This is a genomic window from Microbispora rosea (assembly GCF_044460045.1).
Lineage (GTDB): Bacteria > Actinomycetota > Actinomycetes > Streptosporangiales > Streptosporangiaceae > Microbispora > Microbispora rosea.
The window spans coordinates 372,789-397,526 of record NZ_JBITJO010000004.1 but is presented as its reverse complement, the minus strand read 5'-3'; the positions used below and the strand labels follow the sequence as shown (position 1 = coordinate 397,526).

At 71.0% G+C, this 24,738-nt stretch carries 17 protein-coding genes; 8 read left to right on the top strand and 9 right to left on the bottom strand.

Annotated features, from left to right (window positions below):
• Positions 1-95: 95 nt before the first annotated feature.
• The 5 genes from ACIBK1_RS19115 to ACIBK1_RS19095 all read left to right on the top strand — a co-directional run bounded on the left by ACIBK1_RS19115 (position 96) and on the right by ACIBK1_RS19095 (position 6,138).
• Entirely contained in the window at positions 96-560 is a 465-nt protein-coding gene (locus ACIBK1_RS19115) for a MarR family winged helix-turn-helix transcriptional regulator (RefSeq protein WP_051762383.1), read from the top strand.
• Between the two features lie 341 nt (positions 561-901).
• The gene (locus ACIBK1_RS19110; RefSeq protein WP_357319052.1) at positions 902-2,362 is read left to right on the top strand and encodes a M14 family zinc carboxypeptidase; all 1,461 of its coding nucleotides are present in this window, start codon (positions 902-904) and stop codon (positions 2,360-2,362) included.
• 147 nt (positions 2,363-2,509) lie between these two features.
• The gene (locus tag ACIBK1_RS19105; protein ID WP_030511114.1) at positions 2,510-3,400 is read left to right on the top strand and encodes a MurR/RpiR family transcriptional regulator; all 891 of its coding nucleotides are present in this window, start codon (positions 2,510-2,512) and stop codon (positions 3,398-3,400) included.
• 240 nt (positions 3,401-3,640) lie between these two features.
• Positions 3,641-5,113, top strand: a complete 1,473-nt coding sequence (locus ACIBK1_RS19100) for an AAA family ATPase (RefSeq protein ID WP_030511115.1) — start codon at positions 3,641-3,643, stop codon at positions 5,111-5,113.
• Between the two features lie 89 nt (positions 5,114-5,202).
• Complete coding sequence (locus ACIBK1_RS19095; protein ID WP_239104711.1) at positions 5,203-6,138, top strand: MBL fold metallo-hydrolase; 936 nt, start codon at positions 5,203-5,205, stop codon at positions 6,136-6,138.
• Positions 6,139-6,146: 8 nt separating this feature from the next.
• Here ACIBK1_RS19095 and ACIBK1_RS19090 read toward each other — a convergent pair whose 3' ends face one another.
• From ACIBK1_RS19090 to ACIBK1_RS19080, 3 genes are all read right to left on the bottom strand, one after another.
• On the bottom strand, positions 6,147-9,623 hold the full coding sequence (locus ACIBK1_RS19090) for a discoidin domain-containing protein (RefSeq protein ID WP_396736489.1): 3,477 nt from the start codon (positions 9,621-9,623) through the stop codon (positions 6,147-6,149).
• 17 nt (positions 9,624-9,640) lie between these two features.
• Positions 9,641-11,413, bottom strand: a complete 1,773-nt coding sequence (locus ACIBK1_RS19085; RefSeq protein ID WP_396736486.1) for a discoidin domain-containing protein — start codon at positions 11,411-11,413, stop codon at positions 9,641-9,643.
• A 152-nt stretch (positions 11,414-11,565) separates the two neighbouring features.
• Complete coding sequence (locus ACIBK1_RS19080; RefSeq protein WP_396736483.1) at positions 11,566-12,018, bottom strand: MarR family winged helix-turn-helix transcriptional regulator; 453 nt, start codon at positions 12,016-12,018, stop codon at positions 11,566-11,568.
• Positions 12,019-12,128: 110 nt separating this feature from the next.
• Between ACIBK1_RS19080 and ACIBK1_RS19075 the strand changes: the two genes are divergently transcribed.
• Both ACIBK1_RS19075 and ACIBK1_RS19070 read left to right on the top strand, forming a co-directional pair.
• Complete coding sequence (locus ACIBK1_RS19075) at positions 12,129-13,172, top strand: aldo/keto reductase (RefSeq protein ID WP_396736480.1); 1,044 nt, start codon at positions 12,129-12,131, stop codon at positions 13,170-13,172.
• Positions 13,169-14,293: a Gfo/Idh/MocA family protein gene (locus tag ACIBK1_RS19070; RefSeq protein WP_396736477.1), complete on the top strand. Its 1,125-nt coding sequence runs from the start codon at positions 13,169-13,171 to the stop codon at positions 14,291-14,293. Before ACIBK1_RS19075 ends, ACIBK1_RS19070 begins: the two co-directional genes overlap by 4 nt.
• Positions 14,294-14,303: 10 nt before the next feature.
• Here the strand turns inward: ACIBK1_RS19070 and ACIBK1_RS19065 are convergent, their stop codons facing one another.
• The 4 genes from ACIBK1_RS19065 to ACIBK1_RS19050 all read right to left on the bottom strand — a co-directional run bounded on the left by ACIBK1_RS19065 (position 14,304) and on the right by ACIBK1_RS19050 (position 21,795).
• Positions 14,304-14,960 carry a response regulator gene (locus ACIBK1_RS19065; RefSeq protein ID WP_396736474.1) on the bottom strand — a complete coding sequence of 219 codons (657 nt, stop codon included), beginning with the start codon at positions 14,958-14,960 and terminating at the stop codon, positions 14,304-14,306.
• Entirely contained in the window at positions 14,957-16,114 is a 1,158-nt protein-coding gene (locus tag ACIBK1_RS19060) for a sensor histidine kinase (protein ID WP_357319946.1), read from the bottom strand. Before ACIBK1_RS19060 ends, ACIBK1_RS19065 begins: the two co-directional genes overlap by 4 nt.
• Before the next feature lie 227 nt (positions 16,115-16,341).
• Positions 16,342-16,974, bottom strand: a complete 633-nt coding sequence (locus ACIBK1_RS19055) for a hypothetical protein (RefSeq protein WP_396736472.1) — start codon at positions 16,972-16,974, stop codon at positions 16,342-16,344.
• Between the two features lie 84 nt (positions 16,975-17,058).
• Positions 17,059-21,795 carry a ThuA domain-containing protein gene (locus tag ACIBK1_RS19050; protein WP_396736469.1) on the bottom strand — a complete coding sequence of 1,579 codons (4,737 nt, stop codon included), beginning with the start codon at positions 21,793-21,795 and terminating at the stop codon, positions 17,059-17,061.
• Positions 21,796-22,036: 241 nt separating this feature from the next.
• Here ACIBK1_RS19050 and ACIBK1_RS19045 point away from each other — a divergent pair, with 241 nt between their 5' ends.
• Positions 22,037-22,855 carry a YqjF family protein gene (locus tag ACIBK1_RS19045; RefSeq protein WP_396736466.1) on the top strand — a complete coding sequence of 273 codons (819 nt, stop codon included), beginning with the start codon at positions 22,037-22,039 and terminating at the stop codon, positions 22,853-22,855.
• Here ACIBK1_RS19045 and pdhA read toward each other — a convergent pair.
• Positions 22,822-23,907, bottom strand: coding sequence for a pyruvate dehydrogenase (acetyl-transferring) E1 component subunit alpha (gene pdhA, locus ACIBK1_RS19040; protein WP_051762911.1), 1,086 nt, complete (start codon positions 23,905-23,907; stop codon positions 22,822-22,824). The two genes, ACIBK1_RS19045 and pdhA, sit on opposite strands and share 34 nt — an antisense overlap.
• A gap of 175 nt (positions 23,908-24,082) precedes the next feature.
• Positions 24,083-24,688 (bottom strand): TetR/AcrR family transcriptional regulator, encoded by a 606-nt coding sequence (locus ACIBK1_RS19035; RefSeq protein WP_231514215.1) that lies wholly within the window; start codon positions 24,686-24,688, stop codon positions 24,083-24,085.
• Between the last annotated feature and the right edge of the window lie 50 nt (positions 24,689-24,738).

The window sequence follows — 24,738 nt, the reverse complement described above, 5'->3', positions numbered from 1 at the left end:
CTTCCGCACGGATCAGGGTCTCGTCGGGCGCAACTGTAACAGCCTGACTGACAATCAGGACAGCGATTTATTTGTGCCGCTGCTAATCTCTCAGCATGACCTCCGAGGTGCCCCAGGCGTTGTCCGGCCGTCTCAGCTTCCTGCTCGGCAGGCTCTACATGCGCGCCCTCGACCTGGAGGCCCGGCGACTCGAGGCGCTGGGGGTGACCGTGAAGCAGCAGGCCGTCCTGGCGCTGCTGGCCGACGAGGGCCCGATGACGCAGCAGCACCTGGGCCAGCGCCTCGGAATCGACCGGACCACCGTCGTCGCGGTCGTCGACGGCCTCGAACAGGCGAGGCTCGTCGAGCGTCGCCGTAGCCCCGCGGACCGGCGCGCCTACCTGCTGACGCTTACGCCGGACGGCGTACGGGCGGGGGAGCAGGGGCGCGGCCTGGTGGGCGGGGCGGAAGGCGAACTCCTCGGTGCGCTCGACGAGGACGAACGGCGGACGCTCACCGAGCTGCTCGGCCGGGCCGTCCGGGGCCAGGGGCCCGGCGACGCCGACGCTCCGCCCCGGTAGCGAGCGCGCAGACCTCCCGGGCGTACGGCATCGAGTTCCGCGACCCTCACGAAGCCGTCTCACGCCTTCCTCAGACAGCGCTCAACGGAGACTGAGCTCCCGCCGCGGTTCTTCCCGCACCATCGGCATTTCGTCCGGGTGCGAGAAATCACCGACGCATTTTCCGTACGTGCGGAGAAGGCAGCCGATCAGTGGTTGACAGCCTCACATTCACCCCGCAGACTTACTGAAACTTTGCAGTCAGCGACGGTTCGGGGGGCGTCGCGAGCTGCCGAAAGACGGCCCGGAGAAAAGGATGCGTTTTCGTTTCCCGCTCGTCTGCGGCTGAGAAAGGTTTCAGCATGTCTTCAGGAGGCACGTCCCCCTCCACTGCCTCTGTCCTCGGGAAACGCGTTCTCACGCTGGCGCTGGGCGTCGGTTTCCTGGGAGGTCTCGGCATTCCGGCCGCCGGCGCCGATGTCACCGCCACCGCGGACTCCCCGGCGATCGTCCAGGAGCAGGCGCCGAGCCTGCCCAGCGGACGGACCACCTACCGGACGATCACCGACTACAACGACGAGATGCTGGCGCTGAGCGCCCGGCATCCCGGCCTCGTCAAGCACATCACGCTGCCGCACAAGACCCGCCAGGGCCGGGAGGTGTACGGCATCGAGGTCACCCACGACGTCGACGCCGCCGACGGCAAGCCGGTCCTGCTGATGATGGGCGTCCACCACGGCAACGAGTGGCCGTCCGGCGAGCACACGATGGAGTTCGCCTACGACCTCATCGGCAACGACGGCAAGGACCCCCGGATCACGCGTCTGCTCGACACGGCACGGGTCATCTTCGTCCCGGTCGTCAACGTCGACGGGTTCGTCATCAACCGGCGTACGAGCTGTGGGGTGTCCCCGACGTGCGCGAGCAGCGGCGGCGTCGACATCAACCGCAACTACCCCTTCGGCTGGGGCAGCAACGCCGGTTCCAACGCGACGACCCGCGGCCCGGGGCCCGGCTCCGAGCCCGAAGTGCAGAACATCATGGACCTGACCAAGAACAACCAGGTCACGGTCCTGATCACGAACCACACCTCCGGTCACACCGTCCTGCGCCCGCCGCTGGAGAAGCGCGCGGGCGACGCCCCGGACGAGGCCGTCTACGCCGCGCTGACCGACGCGATCACGGCCGAGAACGGCTACACCGGCATGAAGTCGGGCTTCGACTACGAGACGACCGGTGAGACCCCGGACTGGTCGTACTACGCGACCCGCGGCCTCGGGTTCACCTTCGAGATCATGAAGACCCAGTCGACCAACAACACCTACTCCGAGGTGATCGAGGACTACACGGGCACCGGCCGCTACGAGGGCAAGTCGAACCGCGAGGCGTTCATGGTGGCCCTGGAGTACGCGGCCGATCCGGCGGCGCACTCCGTCATCACCGGCAAGGCGCCGAAGGGCGCGGTCCTGAAGATCACCAAGGACTTCGACCTGTGGACCGCGCCGATCAAGCAGGCGAACGACGTCCTCGACCCGCCCCAGAGGGTCCCCACCCATCTGGAGTCGACGCTGGTCGCGCCCGCCAACGGCAAGTTCGCCTGGCACGTCAACCCGTCCGTACGGCCGGCCCCGGCCTACACCGAGACCGGTGTCGTCGCCACCGGGCCGGGCAACTTCATCAAGGAGAGCTGGACGCTCACCTGCGCCCGCCCGACCGGCGAGGTTCTGGAGACGGTGCACGTGACCGTCGACCGGGGCGAGCAGGTCGACGTGCGGCTGCAGGAGTGCAAGACGAGGTTCAACGGCAACGGCCCGAAGAACTGACCGACATCACGACGCGACGTAGCCGGGCGGTCCCTGCGGGGGCCGCCCGGCGGCGTTGCATCCGGCAGGCGCTTCACGATTCACGAGTGAGGCGGCCCGGCGAGAAGGCCGGGTCCGTCACTCCTCGAAGAAGGGAAGTGTTCCAGGATGAGGCACGTCCCAGAGCCCGGCCGGCCGCTCGCCGTCCTGGACGCCGCCCGGATCGTCGCGAATCTGCGCGCGCTCTTCGACGGCCACCGCCTCTCGCCGTCGCAACGCCGGATCGCGCGCTACCTGCTGGACAACGCGCAGGAGGCCGTCTTCTTCACCAGCGCGGACCTCGCCGAGCGCGCCGGCGTCAGCCAGCCCTCGGTCACCCGCTTCGCCGCCGCGCTCGGGTTCCGCGGGTTCCCGGAGTTCCGGGAGGCGCTGCGCACATCGGTCTTCGGCGATCGGCCGCCGGCTCAGACGGACGACCGCCACAACGAGATCCAGGAGCTGGTCACCTCCGAGATCCGCGACCTCGAACGGCTGCGCGACGGCCTGGCCGACCCCGGGCAGCTCCGGCGGGTGGCGGGTCAACTGGCCGGGTCGAGCCCGCTTCTGGTCATGGGCCTGCGGATCTCCGCGCCGCTGGCGCACCTGTTCGGCTACCTCGCCGAGAAGGTGCTCCCGGACGTACGCGTCCTGGACGTGCCGGGCTCGATCATGGAAGACCGGCTGAGCAGGGCGGCGGAGTCGGGCGCCGCGTGGGTGCTCGCCATCGGCCTGCCGCGCTATCCGCGTGAGCTGGAGCAGGGGCTCGTCTGGGCGCGACGGGTCCGGCTGAAGATCGCCCTCGTCACCGACCAGCCGGTGGGCCGGCTCACCGACCTCGCGGACGAGGTCCTGCTCGCCCCGGTGAGCTCGGGCTTCGCGTTCGACTCCCACGCCGGTCCGACGGTCCTGTGCACCGCGCTGCTGCACACCATGCTGGACGCCCTCGCCGCGGAGGGGCAGGCCCGGCTGGAGGCGTTCGACGACAGGGCCGCGGAGCGTCAGGTCTTCCTGACCGGCTGAAGGGCGAGCACGTCGCGGTGCTGGAGATCGCCAGGGACCCGGAGCCGCCGCGCCGTCGCCTTTGTTGCCTCGGGCCTGCGTGCGGAGGCCTTCCGCCCGGTGGCGGACCGCGTGTTTCCGCTGGAGGAGGTCGTGGAGGCCCACCGGCACTGCTGGACACCGCGGAGCCGACGTCCGCACGGCCCGGCTCTTTGAGGACTATAGTTTATATAACTGCAGTCCTATATCTGTGAGCGTGCCATGGAGAAGCCGGTCGGGATGTTCGACCGCGACTACGAATGGTCCGCCTTGACGCGGTTCATCACCGACGAGCAACCGGGCGCGACTCTCGGAGTGGTCTCCGGGCGACGGCGCCAGGGCAAGACCTTCCTGCTGGACGCCGCGTGTCGTGCCGCAGGCGGCTTCTACTTCGGAGCGACCGAGGCGGCCGATGCCGAATCGCTGCGCCGGTTGAGTGCCGCGCTGACCGCCCATGCCCGCCCTGCCACCCCCTATCATTTCGCCGACTGGTCCGAAGCCCTCGACGCACTCCTGGCTCTTGGCTCCGAGCGGCCCACCCCCGTCGTGATCGACGAGTTTCCCTACCTCTCACGGGCGAACCCGGAGTTGCCTTCCCTCATCCAGGAGGCGTTCCGGCCGATGCGGGATCAGCGCACCACATCCCGTACGCGTCTGTTGTTGTGTGGTTCGGCGCTGTCCTTCATGGGCCGGCTCTTGTCCGGGAACGCGCCCTTGCGCGGACGGGCGGGACTGGAACTGCTCGTCCGTCCGCTCGACCACCGTCTGGCCGCCGAGTTCTGGGAGATCTCCGATCCGGCGCTGGCTCTCAAGGTCAACGCCGTTGTCGGCGGCACGCCCGCCTACCGTCGCGAGTTCGCACGGGGCGACACTCCGGCGGGACCGGAGGACTTCGACGACTGGGTGGTCCGCACTGTGCTCAACCCGGAGACACCACTGTTCCGCGAAGCCCGCTATCTGCTGGCCGAGGAGCCGGACCTGCGTGACAGCGCCCTGTATCTGTCCGTCCTGGCGGCCGTCGCCGACGGCAACGCCACGCGCGGGGGCATGGCCGGCTACCTGGAACGCAAGGCGACGGACATCGCGCATCCCATTAACGTGCTCGAAGACGCAGGCCTGCTCCACCGCGATGCGGATGCGTTCCGGGACAACCGCGCCACATATCGCATCTCCGAACCGTTGATCCGCTTCTACCACGCCATCATGCGGCCGGTCTGGGATCAGCTCGAGCGACCGGGCAGCGCCGCCCGGGTCTGGCAGGCCAGCCGCCGCCGCTTCGTCAGCAATGTCCTCGGCCCACATTTCGAGCAGATCTGCCGGGAGTGGTCGCTGCATCACGCCGATCCCGACCTGTTCGGCGGGCTGCCTGCCCGCGTCGGTCACGGTGTCGTCCACGATTCCAAGGCCAGAACCGGTCACGAGGTGGACGTGGCCGTGATCGGCATCGCTGACGGCGGCAAGCCGCCGCTCCTGGCCATCGGCGAAGCCAAATGGAATGACACGATGGGAATCGCCCACGTCGAACGTCTCCGGCACATCCGCGACTTGATCGCCGCGTCCGGTCGTTACGACACTACGCGTACCCGTCTCGTGTGCTTCAGCGGCGCCGGATTCAACGACAAGGCGGTGGCCCAGGCGAGCGCCTCACCCGATGTGCACCTGATCGACCTTCCGGCTCTGTACGGCCGGAGCTGACGCGCCTCGCTGACCGGCCATCCCCCGAGCGGGGACGTGGGCCTCCGTCGATAGGGTCCCCCCTGGACAGGACGTCGACGAGAGGAATCGTGAGCGTGGTGGAGCGGGCCGAGGGGGCGGGGCTGCATGAGGTGGTGCCAGGGGTCTTCGCCTGGACGCAGCCGGACGGCACGTGGTGGCTGAACAACGCCGGAGCCGTGGCAGGCGACGACGGCGTCCTGATCGTCGACACCTGCGCGACCGAGGAGCGCACCCGGCGGTTCCTCGGCGCGGTCGCCGAGGCGACCGGTGACGCTCCGGTCCGGTTGGCGGTGAACACCCACCAGCACGGGGACCACTGCTACGGAAACAGCCTGCTCCCGGACGACACGGTCGTCTTCGGGCACGCGGCGATGAGAGAGGCGTTGCTGGTCGATCCGATCATCGATGCGTGCCCGCCTGTGTGGACGCCGGTGCCCGACTGGGGACACGTGACGCGCCGCCCGCCGTCGGTGGTCTTCACCTCCGAGCTGACCGTCCATGTGGGGGCGCGCCGCGTCGAGCTGCGGCATCCCGGCTACGCCGCCCACACTCCCGGGGACGTCGTGGCGTGGCTTCCCGGCGAACGGGTGCTGTTCGCCGGGGACCTGCTGTTCAACGGGCTCACCCCGATGGTGCTGATGGGGTCGGTCGAGGGGGCGCTGCGGTCGCTGGACTGGCTGGCGGCCTTCGAACCCGAGCACGTCGTGCCGGGACACGGGCCGCTCGCCACCGCCTCCGAGCTGCCGGAGGTCCTGGCCGCGCACGAGCGGTACTACCGCTTCGTCCTCGACACCGCCCAGGCGGGACGTGAGAACGGGCTGACCCCGCTGGCCGCCGCGCAGGCGGCCGACCTGGGGGAGTTCGCCGGATGGGCGGACGCCGAGCGCCTGGTGCTCAACCTCCACCGCGCCTACGCCGAGGCCGAAGGCGGCGAGGTGGATCTCCTCGCCGCCTTCGGCGACGCCATGACCTGGAGCGGCGGGCCGCTGCCCACTTCAGTCTGAAGCGGGCGTCACGACCAGCCCTGCAGGCCGGCTCCGTACGGATAGAGGGGGTTGCCGTAGGTGGTGGGGACGGTCTGGCCCGCGTCGATGCGGGCCCGGATCTCCGCGCGCTGGGCGGCGGTCGCGCCCAGGTCGTAGGGGAGGTTCCAGTCCTCGACGGCGTCGGCGAGCACGTCGCCGCCGCCCGGCTTGAGGACCTGGTCGAGGCTGCGCGGCAGCTGCCAGGGCAGACGCCCGCGCGGTGTGTAGTCGCCGAACAGGAGACTCGCCGTGGCCGGGCCGACCTCCTCACCGCCCCGGTACGTCACCACGATGGCGTCGGCGAGGCCGTTCCACTCGCTGATGACGATGGGCCGGGGGAGGGTCAGCACGACGACCACCGGAATGCCCTGGTTCTTGAAGTTCTGGATGACGGACAGCTGGTCGGCGGGCAGCTGGGGTTGCTCCTTCACCCAGGCGGTGGCGTGCGTGTAGGTCGGCTCGCCGACCGCCACGATCGCGAGCTTGGGTGAAGGCCCGGTGTCCTGGTAGACGTTGACGCCCGTGGTGGCCGCCCGCGCCCTGACCGCGTCGAGGAGGGTCTGCGAGCCGTACTCCTGATGGAAGAAGCTCGTCCAGATGCAGCAGGCCGAGCCGTCGGTGGCCCGCGGACCGGCGACGACGACGTTGTCGCCCGCCTTGAGCTTCAGCGGCAGCGCGCCGTTGTTCTTGAGCAGCGTGACGGACTCCCGGGCGGCCTGGTTGGCGAGCGCGACGTACGACGGCTGGTGGAAGCGGTAGGGCCCGTTCACCGGGTCGCCGTACGGGCGCTCGAACACGCCGAGCGTGAACTTGAGGCGCAGGATCCGGGTCACCGCGTCGTTGATCCGCGCGATCGGGACGTTTGCGAGGAAGGTCGCCATGGTGAACCCGGTGGCTCCGGGGTCGGCCCCGCCCATCACGTCGGAGCCGGCGTTCGCGGCCTTGACCCAGACCGACGACGGCAGCCAGTCGGTGGTGATGAGACCGGTGTAGCCCAGGTTGTTCCGCAGGTAGTCGAGGATCGGCTTGCTGTCGCCCGCGCCCGACCCGCCCGGGTCGAGGTAGGAGCTCCCGGCGTAGCCGGGCATGATGTTGACGGCGCCGGCCTCCATCGCGGCCCTGAACGGGATCATGTGGTACTTGATCGTCACCGCGTCGTAGGTGATGCCGGCCTCGCCGCCCGCGCCCTCGCCCGGCCAGTGCTTCACGGTGGCCAGCACCGAGGCGGGGTTGAGCTCGGGGCCGCCCTGGAGCCCGGCCACCAGCGCGCGGACCTGGGCGGCCGCGACGTCGGCGTTCTCGCCGTTGCCCTCCTGGATGCGGGGGTAGAGGACCTTGGTGCCGACCTCGGCGAGCGGGCCGAGCACGCCGCGCGCCCCGACCTCCAGCTCTTCGCGGCGCTGCATGTCGCCGAGCTTGTAGTCGAGCGCGTAGTCCTTGCCCGCCGCGAGCGTGCTCTGCAGCGGATAGGTGGTCTGGTATCCGGCGATGGTGTCGCCCGCGGAGACGGGCGGGATGCCGAGCCGGGTTCCGGACGCGCTCAGCAGCACGGCGTGCAGGTCGTTCGGCAACGCCGGGCCGAAGTGCCAGCCCGACAGCGGGTAGGCCTGGGCGTTGTAGAACATCTGGTATGCCTTCTCCTCGAGGGTCATCCTGCCGAGAAGGTCGTTGACGCGGGTTTCGACGGGCAGCCGCCAGTTCTCGTACGGCTCGATCGTGCCGTTCTTGTTGAGGTCGCGGGCGCCGCCGACGACCGGGACGCCGTCGGCGACCTGCTCGATGTCGGGCAGGTAGAGGCTGAAGGTGCGGATGTTCGAGGTCGTCCTCGCGCCCGAGCCGCTCACCGCGACGACGTACCACTTGTACGTCCACCGGTCGGGGATGTCCCAGGTGGGCGTGTAGCTCGTGCCGGTCGGCTCGGCGACCTTGGTGTAGAGGTCGATCAGGTTGCCCGAGGCGGTGAAGTCGTAGTCGGTGCGGCTGACGTTCAGCCAGACCTCGTAGCGCACCGCCCCGGAGACGGCCGCCCAGGAGAACGCGGGCCGCCGGGTGTCGGTGATCATGGCCTTGTCGGCGGGGGCGGACAGCGCGAACTGGCCGGTGGTCGCCGGGGCCTTGGTGGGCGCGGACAGCAGGGGAGCGGTCGTGGCCGCCGTGTCCACGGTGCCGAAGACCTGGAACTCCCAGAGCGAGTAGCCGTAGCCCGTCGCCCGCGCCGTGCCGACGAAGCGGACGTAGCGGCCGTCGCCGGTGACGCTCAGGTTCTCCACGCCGCCCTTGCCGCTGGTCGTGGTGTGGATCGGCGTCCATGACGTGCCGTTGGCGGACACCTCGATGCGGTAGCCGGTGGCGTACGCGGACTCCCAGTTGAGCGTGACGCCGGTGATGTGCCCGGCGCCGCCGAGGTCCACCCGCAGCCACTGGTCGTCGGAGTACTGGCTCGACCAGCGGGTCGTCGTCCGCCCGTCGAGCGCCGCCGCCGGGGCGTTGCCGCCCTCCCAGGACGAGGCCGTCACCTGCTTGTACGCCGAGATGGGCGTGCCGGTCGGCGGTGGGTCGGTCGTGCCGCCGCCGCTGGTGTGGACGGCGAACTCCCACAGCGAGTAGCCCCAGCCGGTGGCGCGGGCGGTGCCGTACAGCCGGACGTAGCGGCCCGAGCCGGTGACGTCGAGGGTCTGCGTGCCTCCGGTGCCGGTGGTCGTGCTGTAGAGGTCGGTCCAGGTGGTGGCGTTGCCGGACACCTGGATTTTGAACGCCGTGGCGTAGGCCGCCTCCCAGGTCAGGACGACCTTGCAGATCGTCGTGGCCGAGCCGAGGTCGACCTGGAGCCACTGGGGGTCGGCGGCGGCGCTGGACCAGCGGGTGCCGGCGTCGCCGTCCACCGCCGCGGAGGCGGGCGTCCCGGCGTTCTCGGTGGACGAGGCGGTCGCTGTCCGGTTCAGCGCGGCGTTGGGACCGGTGCAGCCCGAGGACGTGCCGGTGGTGCCGTAGACCTGGAACTCCCACAGCGAATAGCCGTAGCCGGTGGCGCGGGCGGTGCCGTAGACCCGGACGTAGCGGCCCGAGCCGGTCACGTTGAGGGTCTGGGTGCCGCCGGTGCCGGTGGTCGTGCTGTAGAGGTCGGTCCAGGTGGTGGCGTTGTCGGACACCTGGATTTTGAAGGCCGTGGCGTAGGCGGCCTCCCAGCTGAGAATGACCTGGCTCAGCGTCGCCGTGGTCCCGAGGTCGACCTGGAGCCACTGCGGGTCGCCGAACGCGCTGGACCACCGGGTGCCGGCGTCGCCGTCCACCGCGGCAGAGGCGGGCGTCCCGGCGTTCTCGGCGGACGAGGCCGTCGCGGTCTTGCCCTGCGACAGCAGGACGGGCGCGGCGTACGCGGGCCCGGCGACGACGCTCGCGAACAGCGCGAGCGCCGCGGCCAGCATGAGGGAGAGCCCGCGCCGGAGCGTGCGGGGGTGTGTCATGGCGTCTCCTGCCTGCGTTACCAGCCGACCGCGACCAGCAGCCACTGTGGGTCGCCGTGCGAGATGAACGAGGAATGGCCCGCGTAGTCGTCGTAGGGGAAGCCGTAGGCGAGCTTGCCGATGGCGTGGTCGTGCCAGAACTTCGCGTAGTAGTTCGCCGGCGCGGCCGTGTAGTAGTTCGACGGGTCCGACTGCTGGGCGTCGGACAGCCCGGCCACGTGCCGGTTGAGCGCCGCGCACATCTTCGGCGCCTCGGCGAGCGGCCCGGCGCACCCGGTGACCTGAGAGGTCGTCGCCGTCACGCCCTGCTGGGCGGCATAGCCGGTGAAGTAGTTCGCGTACGCCCCGCCGGGCTGGAAGATCGACGCGCTCCCCGGGGCCGGGATGCGGTACGGCGCCTGCACCTGGGCCAGCGGCTTGAACTCGGCCGGCACCTCGTCCACGAACCGCTGGAACGTAGCCGCGCGGGACTCGGCGAAGGTGGCGTAGTCCTCGCCGACCGCCACGTCGTAGCCGTCGCGGGCGTGCAGGCGCATCGCGAGCTTCAGGCCGAACGCGTCCACCCGGGTCGTGTTGCCGTTGAACACCGAAGGACCGACGGTGAACTCGATGAAGTCGTAGTACTGGCTGTTGGGGGAGCCGAGGTAGAAGTACATGCGGCCCGCCGTGTTGGCCGGCATGTCGAAGTAGGGCTGCTCGGCGATCGAGTGGACCTGGCCGTTGTAGCTCCAGTAGACCTGCGAGTCGGGATACTGGCCGTTGGTCCGGTTGAGGATTTTGACCATGACGACGTTCCTGGCCGCCGGGATGGCCGAGGTGTCGCCCCAGAAGGCGTCGGGCGGGGTCGTCGGGCCGGTCGTCGGATCGGTCGAGCCGCCCGTGGTGTTCACGGTGAAGCTCCACAGCGAGTAGCCGTACGCGGTGGCGCGGGCGGTGCCGTACACGCGGACGTAGCGGCCCGTGCCGTTGACGTTGAGGGTCTGGGTGCCGCCGGTGCCGGTGGTGGTGGAGTAGAGGTCGGTCCAGGTGGTGGCGTTGCCGGAGACCTGGATTTTGAAGGCCGTGGCGTAGGCGGCCTCCCAGGTCAGGACGACCTTGCAGATCGTCGTGGCCGAGCCGAGGTCCACCTGGAGCCACTGCGGGTCGCCGAACGCGCTGGACCAGCGGGTCGCGCCGTTGCCGTCGACGGCCGCCGAGGCGGGCGTCCCGGCGTTCTCGGTGGAGGAGGCGGTCGCCGGCCTGCCCTGGGCGGCGTCGGCCGTGCCGCAGGCGCCGCTCGACGTCGTGCCGTAGACCTGGAACTCCCACAGCGAGTAGCCGTACGCGGTGGCGCGGGCGGTGCCGTACACGCGGACGTACCGGCCGGTGCCGTTGACGGTGAGGGTCTGCATGCCGCCGGTGCCGGTGGTGGTGGAGTAGAGGTCGGTCCAGGTGGTGGCGTTGCCGGACACCTGGATTTTGAAGGCCGTGGCGTAGGCGGCCTCCCAGTTGAGGACGACCTGGCTCAGCGTCGCCGTGGTTCCGAGGTCGACCTGGAGCCACTGCGGGTCGCCGAACGCGCTGGACCATCGGGTGCCGGTGTTGCCGTCGACGGCCGCGGAGGCGGGGGTCCCGGCGTTCTCGGTGGACGAGGCCGTCGCGGTCTTGCCCTGCGACAGCAGCGCGGGCGCGGCCGTGGCCGGCGTGGAGGCGGCCGCCGCCGCGACGACGCAGGCCACGACCAGGACCAGTGCGCTGAGCACGGCCGTCAGGGCGCGGCGCGTGGGATGGATCGTCGAACGCTCTCTCATGATGGCGATTCCTCTTCGGGGGGTGAACAGAGGCGAGCCCTGACCCGAGAATGATCGCCTTCGATACTTAGGTCAATACTTGAATTTAGTGTGCAAGGAAAAGATCATGGCGCTCTCTCCGTGGTGTCGACGGCTTCGCGTTCCTGTCCTCGCTAGAACCGGCCGAACACCGAGGCCAGCGTCTCGATCTCCTGGGCGGAGAGCTTGCCGGTGAAGTGGCGGCGCACGGCGGCGTCCAGGCCGGGCTGGGCGGCGGCGACGGCGGCGCGGCCGGTGTCGGTGAGGGCGACGATGACGCCGCCGGTGCGCTCGCGGGTGACGAGCCCGCGGGTGCTCATGCGGGTGAGCTGGTGGGAGAGGCGGGTGCGGTCCCAGCCGAGCGACGCGGCGAGCTCGCTCTGGCGCAGAGCTCCTCCCGCCTTGTCGAGGTTGACGAGGATCGACAGGTCGGGCTCGGACAGGCCCGCCGCCTCGGCGGTGTCCGCGATCACGCGGGCCCGGACGACCTCATGGGCGCGCTTGAAGGCGGCCCAGAAATCGACGGGGTCCGGCGCGGCTCCGGTCGCGGCCTCGCTCGAAGCGGCCAGCTCTCCCCGCGTTGACATATCAACACACCTCTCCCTAATGTTGAGATATCAACGCTAACAGGTGGCTGCGTCCACGGCAGCCCTGTCGGCGGCCGTCCACGCTTGCTTCTCGCCCCGCAGGAGGCGCCATGCACACCACCCGACCTCTTGGAACCGGCGGCCCTCGGGCCGCCCCTCTCGCCCTGGGCTGCGCCGGCATGTCCGACCACACCGCCCCCGCCGACGAGGCCGACGCCGTCGCCACGATCCACGCGGCCCTCGACGCGGGCGTCACCCTCCTCGACACCGCCGACTTCTACGGCATGGGCCACAACGAGGACCTCATCCGCCGCGCTCTCCGCCCGGGTGATCGCGACAAGGCGCTCCTGAGCGTAAAGTTCGGCGCTCTGCGCGGCCCCGACGGAGCCTTCGTCGGCATCGAGGGCAGGCCCGCCCACGTCAAGAACGCGCTCGCCTACTCGCTGCGCCGCCTCGGAAGCGACCATGTCGACATCTACCGCCCCGCGCGCCTCGCTCCCGGCACCCCGATCGAGGACACGATCGGCGCGATCTCCGAGCTGGTCCACGCCGGGCACGTGCGCCACATCGGGCTCTCCGAGGTGGGGCCGGAGACCATCCGCCGTGCCCACGCCGTGCACCCGATCTGCGACGTGCAGATCGAATACTCCCTGTTCAGCCGTGATCCCGAGACCAACGGCGTCCTGGACACCTGCCGCGAGCTGGGGATCGGCGTCACCGCCTACGGGGTCCTCGCGCACGGCCTGCTCACCGGCGTCTACCGGCAGCCCGCCGGGGGTGACCCGCGCGCCCACTGGCTGCCCCGCGTCCATCCCGGAAATCTCCCCGCGAACCTCGCCCTCGTGGACCGGCTGCGGCCACTCGCCGACGCGTACGGCATCAGCGTCGCGCAACTCGCCACCGCCTGGGTCATCGCGCAGAACCGCGAGCGCGGCACCATCGTGGCCGTCCTGGGCGCCCGCCGGCCGCATCGCATCGAGGAGGCCCTGGCCGCGACCGGCGTCGCCCTGACCGGAGCGGACCTCCGCGCCATCGACGAGGCCGTCCCGGCCGGCGCGGTGGCCGGGACCCGGTACGCCGCACCCCTCATGGCGCTGCTGGACAGCGAGCGCACCCCGAAGCCGGCTACAGAGAAAGAAGGCCGCGACTCATGAACACGTCCACGTCACCGCTCGCCGGGACGGTCCGGTCAGGGAGGCCGATCGGCGTAGGGATCATCGGACTCGGGGCCGCCGGAAGCTGGGCCGAGCGCTCTCACCTGCCGGCTCTGCGTGCCGTCCCGGGTTATGAGCTGAGGGCCCTGAGCACGAGTTCGAAGGAGTCGGCGGAGCGCTCAGGACACAAGCACGGGGTGGCGCGCACCTTCGGGACGGCCGCCGAACTGGCCGCCTGCGACGAGGTGGACCTCGTGGTCGTGGCGGTGAAGGTGCCGCACCACCGGGACCTGGTGCGGACGGCGCTGAGCGCCGGCAAGAGCGTGCTGTGCGAGTGGCCGCTCGGCAACGGGCTCGCGGAGGCCGAGGACATGACGCGGTACGCGCGCGACCGCGCGGTGCCGACCGTCGTCGGGCTCCAGGCGCGGTCGCACCCGGCCCTGGCCTACCTGCGGGATCTCGTGGCCGACGGCTACGTGGGGGAGGTGCTGTCCACGACGGTCGTCGGCTCCGGCGGCGCCTGGGGCGGCACCGTCGGCCCCGGCGATCACCACGTGCTCGACGCCGCCAACGGCATGACGCTGCTGACCATCCCCTTCGCGCACACCCTCGACGGATTCGCGTCCGTCCTGGGCGAGCCGGAGGATCTGCGGATCGGCCTGGCGTCCCGGCGTACGTCGGCCGTGGACACCGGGAGCGGACGGCCCGTCCCCATGACCGTCCCGGACCAGGTGGTGGCCTCGGGACGGCTGCCGGGCGGCGCGGTGGCCACCTTCCACTACCGCGGAGGCGTTTCCCGGGGCACCAACTTCCGCTGGGAGATCAACGGCACCGAGGGCGACCTCGTCGTCACCGCCCCCGTCGGCCATCTCCAGCTCAGCCCGGTCACCATCGAGGGCGCCCGCGGCGCATCCACAGGGCTCGCGCCCCTGACCGTGCCGGAGTCGTACGTCCGCGTTCCGCGACTGGACCCCCGCGCCGACGCACCGGCGTACGCGGTCGCGCACGCCTACCACCGGTTCCTGGACGACCTGCGCGATGGCGGCGCCTCGGGCGTGCCCGATTTCGCGCACGGCGCCGCCCGGCACCGCAGCATCGAATCCGCGGTCACGACGCCCTGACCGCGAACCCTCAGCCGCCTGGCCGCACCAGGCCGCTCTCGTAGGCCAGGATGACGAGCTGCACCCGGTCGCGCACGTCCAGCTTGGCGACGGCCCTGGCGACGTGGGTCTTCGCGGTCAGCGGGCTGATGACCAGGCGTTCGGCGATCTCGCCGTTGGACAGGCCGAGCGCGACGAGCCGCACCACTTCCCGCTCGCGGGCGGTGAGGGCGGCCAGCCGCTCCTCGGCGTCGGGCGCGAGGTCCTGCCGCCGGGCGAACCGCTCGATGACGCGGCGGGTGACGCCGGGAGACAGGAGCGCGTCCCCGGCGGCCACGGCGGCCACCGCGCGGCGCAGCTCGGCCGGTTCGACGTCCTTGGTCAGGAAGCCGCTGGCTCCGGCGCGCAGCGCGGCGAAGACGTGCTCGTCGGTGTCGAAGGTCGTGAGGATGACGACCCGGCAGCCCTGACCGGTGACGATGCTCCGGGTGGCCGTGATTCCGTCCGTCCCCGGCATGCGGATGTCCATGAGGACGACGTCGGGGCGGGTGCTCACGGCCAGCCGTACGGCCTCGGCGCCGTCGGCGGCCTCCCCGACGACGGCCACGTCCCGGGAGCGGGCCAGCAGGCTGCGGAAGCCCGCACGCACGAGTGCCTGGTCGTCGGCGAGGAGCACTCTGATCGTCACTCCGGAGAGCCTGCCACAGGGATCTCGGCCCGCACGGCGAATCCCCGGGGCGCCGGACCGGCGGTGAGCGTCCCGCCGAGGGCGCGCACCCGCTCGCGCATCCCGGTGAGGCCGTTCCCGTCCGTGATCCCGCCGCCGGTCGGGTCGCCCTTGCCGTCGTCGGTGACCTCGACGGTGACCGACCGCGGGTGGCGGCCGACCGCCACCTGGGCCGCGGTCGCCCCCGAATGCCTGAGCGTGTTGGCGAGGGCCTCCTGCACGATGCGGTGGACCGCGACGGACGCGGGGGCGGGGATCGTGGACAGGTCCCCGTGTTCGTGGAGGGCGACGTCGAGCCCGGCGGCGCGAGCGTCGGCGACGAGCGCGCCGAGCGATGACACGTCGGGCTGGGGCTCGGTGCCGGCGGGGCCCTCCCGCAGGAGGGCGATGAGGGCGTTGAGGTCCTTCATCGCCCGGTTCCTGACGTCCTGGGCCAGGCGCAGCGCGGCGGCGGCTTCGGCCGGCTCCTCCCGCAGGGTGTCGGCGGCGACGTTGAGGTGGACGCCGACGACGGCCAGCGTGTGGGCGACGATGTCGTGCACCTCGCGCGCGACGCTCAGGCGCTCCTCCGCGGCGCGGGCGCGATATTCGGCCTCGCGCAGCAGGTCGCCCCGGCGCTGCGACGCGGCGTAGGCGAGCCCCACGGCGACGAGGGCCGCGAGCAGCAGTCCCTCCCCGAGCGTGTGTATGAGATACCGGACGAGGTTCCTGTCGATGATCCACCGGGCGTCCACGGCGGAGTAGACGAGCTGGGCGACGCCGACGGCGACCACCCAGCGCACCCGCGAGGTGGCGGCCGCGGTGAAGTACGCCGCAGCGACGGGCCAGATCCACCCGGCGGGAGACCAATGCGTCAGGTGGTAGGCGAAGACGGCGGCGACCGACAGCAGCAGCACGGTCATCGGCCATCGACGCCGGACGAGCAGGAGCACGCCGAGGAACAGCGCGAGGGGAATCGGGCCGTCCCAGGGGTTGTGCACCCCCGTGGCGAGGGCGACGGCGACGAAGAGGACCACGGTGAGAACGGCGAACGTGAGGTCGGCGATCCAGCCGGTCTGGCGGACCGGGGTGTCCGGGGTGGAGGCGGGCGCGGGCACTGTGGGGGATGCGGCCATGCGGGCCCTTTCCTTCGAGGCTTGCTGACGCCCGCAACGCTAGGCCGGTCCGCGTCCGCGCCGCGTCGTCCGGCCACAGGCACCTCGATCCTGCTCCATCCGCCGTACGGCTACTTCGCCGGGAGTATTCCGCCCAGACCTGGCGCAGACCGGCCGAAGAAGGAAGCGGGTGCCCCGCGACTCGCGTCACGGGGCACCCCGGGTGGACGGCCCTTGAGGCCGCCGGGTCAGGACTGGTTGAACAGCGACAGGGTGATGGTGGAGTGGTATTCGCCGGCGGCGACGTCGGTGGGGGTGCGCAGGGCGAGGTCGGCGTTGACCTGCGAGGTGCCGATCTCCTCGGTGGAGTCGGCGGAGGAGACCAGCAGTTCCTGGCCCTTCAGGCCCACCTCGGGGGCTCCGGTGCCGTCGGAGACGACACTGGAGACCGGCTCACCGGCGGCGACCGCGCCGGTGGAGGAGTCGCTGATCAGGTGCGGCTTCCAGCCGAGGTATTCGGGGCCGATGGTCTTGGCCGGGTCGTCGGCGGCGACGAACTGGCTGGCCTGGCCGACGACGGCCCAGTACTCGCCGGCGGGGATCTCCTCGGGGGTGCGGGTGTCGGTGACGGTGACGGTGGGCAGGGTGCCGGTGAACTGGCGGGCGGCGGCGTCGGAGCCGTTCTCCTGCAGGGACACCCCGTTGTTGTCGGCCACGGTCATCGACAGCTGGCCGGGGGTGGTGGTGGGCTGGATGTTCACCGACACATCCACGCCGCCGGTGGCGGGGTCGTCGTCGGCCAGCGCGGGACCGGCCAGGCCGGCCCCGGCGAGCGCCAGGCCGAGCACCGACGCGGCGAGTATCCGGGTGGTCATTCTCATGGGAATCGCTCCATCTATGGGGGGCGGGGCCGGCCGGCTGGCCGGCCGGCCGGCCCCGGGTTGTGCTACCGCGGTGGTGGCGGCTCAGCCGCAGCTTGCCGCGCTGTAGTCGACGTCGTAGGACGAGGTGACCTGCTTGCCGCCGATCGTGGCGGTCGCCTTCACGGTGACCGTGCCGGCGTCGATCTGGGCGGTCCGGGTGTTGAAGGACTGGTAGGCCTGCTTGCCCGGAGCGACGTCGGCCACGGTCTTCTTGCCGAACGCGGTGTTCAGCTCGATCGTGGCCGGCGCGTCGCCGTCGTTGACCGCCGTCACGGCGAGGTACACCGAGCTGCCGATGCAGCGCGGCGCGGCCGTCACGGTCAGCTTGACCTCCTTCGTGCCGCGTACGAGCGTGAAGTCGTCCACGTCGAAGTTCGCCCCGGTGAACACCAGATAGAGCTTCACGCTCCCGGAGGGGACGTTCGTGAGCGCCGTGGAGACGTCCGCGTACGACTCCCACCCGCCGGTGTTGGGAACGGTGACGCTGCCGAGCACGGGGCCGGTCGGGGAACCGGTCCGGATCTCGAAGCCGCCGCTGGGGTCGGGGGAGGCCACCCGGGCCGTGAAGCGGGTGACGCCGGTCAGGTCCACGCCGTCGTACGCCGCCCAGTCGCCGGGGTTGACGTAGCCGAGCACGGTGCCGCCGTGCGCGGGGGTGTGGGGGTAGGTGTCGACGCCGTTCGCCTCGGTCCAGCTCTCGGCCTGGACGGTGACGTCGCCCTCCGCCGGGCCGAGCTCCTTGATGCGGATGTTCCGGAACGCCACCTCGTCGCCGTCGCCGTGGTTCTGGATGCCCACGTAGCCCTGCTGGAGGGACCGCTTCGGATCGGTGTTGGTGAAGTCGTTGATCTTCACGCCGTTCAGGAAGATCTGCAGGCGCTCGCCCTCCACGCGGAGCTCGTAGGTGTTCCACTGGCCCGGCGGGTTGAGGGCTGCGTCACGGGCCTTGAGGTCCGCCGACTGGAAGCCGTAGACGGACCCGGTCGTCTTGTCCGGGGAGTCCGTGGCGTCGATCTGGATCTCGTAGCCGTTGTCGACCGCCGACCAGGGGTCGTCGGAGGCGGGGAAGCCGACGAAGACGCCCGCGTTGTCGTCGCCGCGCATCTTCCAGTCGAGCTTGAGCGAGTAGGAGTGGAACTCCTTCGCCTTGTACCAGAGCAGTCCCAGGCCCCCGTGCGAGGTCAGGGTGCCGTCGGCGTTCGTGAATCCGCCGGGCCCGGCCTGCTGCCAGCCGGTGGTGCCGCCGTTGTAGAGCGTCGTGTAGCCGCTCTCCGGACGGCAGTCGGCCTTGAGGTCGCCCATGGCGTACCTGATGCCGCCCAGCAGGTGCTGCCGGAACTCCGGCTCGGAGAACGAGGACGCCGTGTGCCCGCCGCCCGTGTAGAACGACCGGCCGCCCTGATACTCCTTGCACCAGGCGATCGGATGGTCGTCGCCCATCTTCCCGCCCGAGTACGACTTCTCGTCGAGCGTGGCCAGCACGTGCGCGGTGCTGCGGGCGTTGGTCCGGTAGTCGTACCACTCGTCGGTGCGCGTCCACGTCGAGCCGAGGTGGGCGGTCGACGGGTGGGCCCGGTCCTCCACCTTCACCGTCGCCTGCTGCACGGCCGGGTGCGAGGCGAACCACGCCCCGACCAGGCCGCCGTAGAACGGCCAGTCATACTCGGTGTCCGCCGCGGCGTGGATGCCGGCGTAGCCGCCGCCCGCCTTGACGTACGCCTCGAAAGCCGCCTGCTGGGCGTCGTTCAGCACGTCGCCCGTGGTGCTGAGGAACACCACGGCCTTGTACTTCGCCAGGTTCTCGGTGGTGAAGACGGCGGGGTCCTCGGTCGCGGTGACCGTGAAGCCCAGGTCCTTGATGGCCTGGACGCCCGCCGGGATCGAGTCGTGCCGGAAGCCGGCCGTACGGGAGAAGACCAGGACCTCGCCCTCGGCGCTGCCCGGGGTCGCCGTCGTCCACTTCTGCGCGTCGCGGCCGTCACACGTCCTGATGACGATCTGGGCGGGGTCGGTCGCGTCGAGGCACTTGCCCGACTGGGGGTTCTTGATGGTGCCGTCCGTGCCGACGGTCCAGATCTGCGCGCCGACACCCGAGACGCAGTCCCAGATCTGCACCCGCGTGCCGTCGGCGGTGCCGCCGTTGGACACGTCGAGACACTTGCCGAGCGAGCGGAGGGTGTCACCGCTTACGGTCCAGACCTGCGCCCCGGTCCCGTTGCACTCGAAGAGCTGCACCTTGGTTCCGTTGGCGGGGTCGGCGTTCGCGACGTCGAGGCACAGGCCGGCGGCGCCGACGATCGGCGCCGGGCTTCCGCCGGCCGGCGGTTCCGCCGTCAGCGTGAAGTCGTCCACGTCGAACAGCGCGCCGTCGTGGCCCTGGAAGACCAGGGAGAGCTCGGTCGTCCCGGCCGGGGCGTTCGACAGCGGCGCGGACACGTCGGTGAACGTCTCCCAGCTTCCGGTGACGGGCACGCTCACCTTGCCCAGGAGGGTGCCGGTCCGCGAACCCGCGCGCACCTCGATGGTGCCGCCCTTCCCGCCGGAGGAGACACGGGCGGTGATCCCCTTGGCCTTGGTCAGCTCGTAGGGCGTGAAGGAGATCCAGTCGCCGGCGTTGATGTCACCCACGGTCTTGCCGCCGTGCGCATTGCTCTTCGCGATCGGGTTGACGCCCTGCGAGGCCGCGTAGTGCTCGGCCTGGCGGTGCCGCGGCTGCAGGATGTGCTGGCTGTGGGTGGTCAGCCCGCCCTTGTCGGTGTATTCGGCGTCGAACACCGCGAAGATGTTCGCCGCGTCGTCGTGCTCGCCGTCGACCGGGATGGTCAGCTCGCCGGAGCAGCCGGTCTTCGAGGAGATCTGGTGGCCGTGGCTGTCGTGGCCCAGCACGTAGGTCATCTTGACCTTCGAGCAGTCGACGTCGCCGTCCTCGGGGTCGGTGACCTTGATCGTGAAGGGGACCGAGTCGCCCCACTGGAACAGGCTGCCCGCCGTGGGTGTCTCGATGGTCACGGCCGGCGCGGTGTTGCCCGCCGTGACGACCACGCTCGCGCTGCCGCTGTTGCCCGCGGGGTCGCGCACCGTCAGCGTCGCGGTGTACGTGCCGACCTCGTCGTAGGTCTTGACCGGGTTCGCCTCGGTGGACGTGGTGCCGTCGCCGAAGTCCCAGGCGTAGGTGAGCGTGGCGCCCTCAGGGTCGGCGGAGCCGGCCGAGGAGAACGTGACGGTGAGCGGCGTCTTGCCCGAGGTCTTGTCGGCCTTGGCCACGGCGACCGGGGAACGGTCACGGCCCTTGATGTACTCGAAGCGATACAACGCCGAGTTGGCGTCGCCGTTGAAGTAGCCGGTGCCGTAGTCGAGCACGTACAGCGCGCCGTCCGGGCCGAACGCCAGGTCCATCACCTGCGTGCCGGTCCACGGGAAGTCGGCGATGTCGCCGCGCGTCCCGTCGGCCTGCACATCGATCGCCTTGATCCACCTGCGGCCGAACTCGCCGGCGAACAGGTGTCCGTCCAGGTCCTGTGGGAACTTGACCGCCGAGTCGAGCGCGGCGTCGTAGTGGTAGACCGGCCCGCCCATGGGCGACTCGGAGCCGCCGCCGAACTCGGGCGGCGAACCGGCGTCGCCGCCGTACCTGATCCACGCGGGCTGGGCGGGCGGCAGCGTACGCTGCCCGGTGTTGCGCGGGGAGGCGTTGACCGGGCCGCCGGCGCAGTCGTACTTCGCCCCGGAGGGGCCGGAGGGGAAGGCGAAGGCGTTGTAGGTCTCGGCCGGCGTGTTGGTGCCCGTGCAGTAGGGCCAGCCGTAGTTGCCGGGGCGGGTGACCCGGTTGAACTCGACCTGGCCGCCCGGCCCCCGGTTGGGGTCGGCGGTGCCGGCGTCGGGGCCGTAGTCGCCCACGTAGACGACGCCCGTGGCCTTGTCGACACTCAACCGGAACGGGTTGCGGAAGCCCATGGCGTAGATCTCGGGCCGGGTGTCCGGGGTGCCCGGAGGGAACAGGTTGCCCTCGGGGATGTCGTAGGTCCCGTCCGGCTTGACCTTGATGCGCAGGATCTTGCCGCGCAGGTCGTCGGTGTTGCCCGCGCTGCGCTGGGCGTCGTACGCCGGGTTGCGGTCGGGCCGCTCGTCGATCGGGGCATAGCCCGACGAGTCGAAGGGGTTGCTGTCGTCGCCGGTCGAGAGATAGAGGTTGCCCGCGGCGTCGAAGTCCATGTCGCCGCCCACGTGGCAGCAGATGCCGCGGTCGGCGGGCACGTCGAGGATCTTGACCTCGCTGTCCTTGTCCAGCGTCCAGTCGGGCTTGACGGTGAACCTGGACAGCCGGTTCACGCCCTTCCAGGCCGAGAAGTCGGACGCGGTGGCCGGAGCGTCGCCGTCAGGGGTGGTGAGGCGGGGAGCGTAGTAGAGGTAGACGAACCGGTTGGTCGCGAAGCCCGGGTCGGCGGCGACTCCCTGGAGCCCCTCCTCGTCGTGGTTGTAGACGTTCAGGGTGCCGACCACGGTCGTGTCGCCGCGCGCGTCGGTGCGCCGCAGGACGCCCTCGCGAGCGGTGTGCAGCACCGACAGGTCGGGCAGCACGGTCATCGTCATCGGCTCGCCCATCTCGGCGGCGCCCCTGGCCAGCTCCACGCGCTGGTAGTCGGAGGCGTCGATGGGCGCCGCGTGCGCCTGTGCGGGCGCGGCCGGGGTGAGGACGGTCAGGCCTGTGAAGGCCAGGAGTGAGGCGCAGGTCTGCGCGATCCGTTTTCTTGCGCGATCGGTAGGCCGCCTGGGGGGCATGGCGGAGGTTTCCTTTCGTCCGTGCGGTGCGCCCGGCACGGGCCCGGGCGCGTGACCCCCGCTTCACAGATCGACCTTGAAGCAGGTGATCGCACCGAACGTAGGCTTCTTTTGCCTATTTGTGAAGATAGTTATGTGAGAACTGGATAACTTTCTCTCGCAAAAGGCGAAAGTGCCTGCGCCGACTGCCGGCCATCCGCAGACGCGTGCCGTCATGGGTCTCCTGGGTAGCAACCCGGGCATGGTCTCCCTGACGGCAGGACGGGTCGAGCGTCCGGTGATGCACCACCACTGGGCCGACATCACGTTCATCCACTGGAGGTATCCACCCGAGCTCGTGCAGGCGTTCCTGCCGGACGGGCTCACCGCGGACGCCTACGAGGGGTCCGCGTACGTCGGGCTCACGCCGTTTCTGATGCGCGACGTGCGGGCGCCCGGCCTGCCGCCGCTGCCGTGGCTGTCGCGCTTCCCTGAGACCAACGTGCGTACGTACGTCAGGGACGGCAGGGGGAGGGGTGGTCTGTGGTTCCTGTCGCTGGACGCCGGGAGACTGCCCGCCGTGCTGGGCGCCCGGGCCACGTATCGGCTGCCGTACTACTGGTCGGACATGTCCGTGACCGGCGAGGGGGCGCGGCGCCGCTACCGCTGCCGGCGCCGGTGGCCGGGGCCCGCCGGGGCGCGCTGCGACGCGGACGTCGACCTCGGCGCTGCGATGACCGAGGCCGAGCGCGACGGGCTCGCGGACTTCCTGGTCGAGCGCTACCGGCTGTTCACGGTCGTCGCGGGCCGCCTGGCGACGGCGGAGGTGGAACACCCGCGCTGGCCCCTGCACCGCGCCCGGCTCGCCGGGCTGGAGCAGGGACTGCTCGAAGCGGCCGGCCTTCCCGCGCCCGGCCACGACCCGCTCGTGTACGCGTCTCCCGGCGTACCCGTGCGGATCGGCATGCCGCACCCGGTCCGCTATCAGACGGCCTCGTTCCGCCTGGCCGCTCACCGCGCGGCTGAGGTCCTTGCGCCGGGCGCGGGTCAGGCGCCGGGCTCCTCGAAGCGGTCGAGGTAGGCGGCGTACCAGGCGCGCTCCTCCTCCACCAGCGCGTGCCTGCCGGCGTAGACGTGGTCGAACATGGCGTCCACCGGCGGGTCCGGCATGGTGATGACCCCGTCGCGCAGTTCGAGCGCCATGCGGTCGCCCTCCTCGTCGACCTCGGTGAAGAACGCCTCGTCGGCCATGCCCTCCCGCAGCAGGTAGGCCCGCAGGCGCGCGATCGGGTCCTTCTTCCGCCACGCGTCCACCTCCTCGGCAGGCCTGTAACGGCCAGGGTCGTCGGAGGTGGTGTGCGGGCCCATCCGGTAGGTGTGCGCCTCGATGAGGAACGGCCCGCCCCCGGAGCGTGCGTGCCGCAGCGCGGCCCTCGTCACGGCGAGGCAGGCCAGCACGTCGTTGCCGTCCACCCGTACGCCGGGGAAGCCGAAGCCCCGCGCACGCTGGTAGATCGGCGCCCGGCTCTGCCGCCCGACGGGGTGGGAGATGGCCCACTGGTTGTTCTGGCAGAAGAACACCACCGGCGCGTCGAACACGGCCGCGAAGTTGAACGCCTCACTGACGTCCCCCTCGCTCGCCGCGCCGTCGCCGAAGTAGGCCACGACGGCCGAGTCGTCGCCGTCCTTGCGTACCCCCATGGCGTACCCCACGGCGTGCAGCGTCTGCGCGCCGAGGACGATCGTGTAGAGGTGGAAGCGGGTCTCCCGGGGGTCCCAGCCGCCGTTCGTCGTGCCGCGCAGCATGCCCATGAGTTCGAGAGGGGCGATGCCCCGGCACCAGGCGACGCCGTGCTCCCGATAGGACGGGAACACGTGGTCGTCTGGAGCCAGCGCCCGGCCCGAGCCGATCTGGGCGGCCTCCTGCCCCAGACAGGGGATCCACATTCCCAGCTCGCCGAGGCGCTGGAGAGCGAAGGCCTCCCGGTCGATCCGGCGTACCAGCGCCATGTCGCGGTAGAGCCCCCGATACTGGCTCTTCGACAGGTCCAGGTCGTACTCGGGGTGCGCGACACGCTCGCCTTCGGGCGTGAGCAACTGGACCAGATCTTCGGCCTCGTCCTGGCGCCGCACGTCGTCTCCTCTCTGACAACGGTGACCGCTGCGCGGCGCCTCCGACCCCTCCCCATCGACGGGTTCGTCCGCACCGTGCGCAGCCAATCATTGCGGTTATGGGACGCGAGGGTTCACACCGCGTGCCCGCCACGCCGATGAGCTGCGGTTTTGTACGAAGGCCGGGAGGCGGGGGTCAGCCGGTCGCGGCGGCGGGGCGCAGGCCCGCGAAGACGATCGCGAGCGTACGGGCCCGCAGATCGGGCTCCAGCCGGGTGTGCAGGGACGCCTGGCACACGCCGATCAGCAGGGCCATGACCTCCGGCACCCGTACGTCGGAACGTACGGCCCCGGCCTGCTGGGCCTTGCCGACGAGCACCTCGACGGCCTCGCGCAGGGCGAGGACGGGCTTGGCGACGGTGACCGGGATGCCGGCCTGGGCGAGCAGGTCGACGACGGTCTTCTGCTCAGCGGCCTGCTCGACCGTGCGGGTGAAGAAGGTGAAGAAGGCGGTGGCGGGGTCGCCCTGAGCCGCGAGCGCCCTGGTCTCCTCGGCCAGCCTGACCGCGACCGCGTTCATGATCGCCTTGAGCAGGGACTCCTTGGTGGGGAAGTGCCGGAAGACGGTCCCGATTCCGACACCGGCCTTCTGGGCGATCTCCTCGGTCGAGGCGGAGGGACCCTTGGCGGCGAAGACGGTCTCGGCGGCCTCCAGGATGCGCGTACGGTTGCGCTGGGCGTCGGCGCGCATCGTCCTGGCCGGCTCTCCGGAGGCGTCCTGCTCGGGAACGCGCTGGTCCATCGGCATCCCTCGGCTCTCCCCACGCCTCGATTGACATCCGGATTAGCCGC

Bases quoted from the DNA above. Each gene is read 5' to 3' on its own strand.
- ACIBK1_RS19110 (WP_357319052.1), top strand. From the start codon at position 902: ATGTCTTCAGGAGGCACGTCCCCCTCCACTGCCTCTGTCCTCGGGAAA.
- ACIBK1_RS19050 (WP_396736469.1), bottom strand. From the start codon at position 21,795: ATGCCCCCCAGGCGGCCTACCGATCGCGCAAGAAAACGGATCGCGCAG.
- ACIBK1_RS19105 (WP_030511114.1), top strand. From the start codon at position 2,510: ATGAGGCACGTCCCAGAGCCCGGCCGGCCGCTCGCCGTCCTGGACGCC.
- ACIBK1_RS19100 (WP_030511115.1), top strand. From the start codon at position 3,641: ATGGAGAAGCCGGTCGGGATGTTCGACCGCGACTACGAATGGTCCGCC.
- ACIBK1_RS19080 (WP_396736483.1), bottom strand. From the start codon at position 12,018: ATGTCAACGCGGGGAGAGCTGGCCGCTTCGAGCGAGGCCGCGACCGGA.
- ACIBK1_RS19115 (WP_051762383.1), top strand. From the start codon at position 96: ATGACCTCCGAGGTGCCCCAGGCGTTGTCCGGCCGTCTCAGCTTCCTG.
- ACIBK1_RS19075 (WP_396736480.1), top strand. From the start codon at position 12,129: ATGCACACCACCCGACCTCTTGGAACCGGCGGCCCTCGGGCCGCCCCT.
- ACIBK1_RS19035 (WP_231514215.1), bottom strand. From the start codon at position 24,688: ATGGACCAGCGCGTTCCCGAGCAGGACGCCTCCGGAGAGCCGGCCAGG.
- ACIBK1_RS19085 (WP_396736486.1), bottom strand. From the start codon at position 11,413: ATGAGAGAGCGTTCGACGATCCATCCCACGCGCCGCGCCCTGACGGCC.
- ACIBK1_RS19070 (WP_396736477.1), top strand. From the start codon at position 13,169: ATGAACACGTCCACGTCACCGCTCGCCGGGACGGTCCGGTCAGGGAGG.
- ACIBK1_RS19045 (WP_396736466.1), top strand. From the start codon at position 22,037: ATGGTCTCCCTGACGGCAGGACGGGTCGAGCGTCCGGTGATGCACCAC.
- ACIBK1_RS19060 (WP_357319946.1), bottom strand. From the start codon at position 16,114: ATGGCCGCATCCCCCACAGTGCCCGCGCCCGCCTCCACCCCGGACACC.
- ACIBK1_RS19090 (WP_396736489.1), bottom strand. From the start codon at position 9,623: ATGACACACCCCCGCACGCTCCGGCGCGGGCTCTCCCTCATGCTGGCC.
- ACIBK1_RS19055 (WP_396736472.1), bottom strand. From the start codon at position 16,974: ATGAGAATGACCACCCGGATACTCGCCGCGTCGGTGCTCGGCCTGGCG.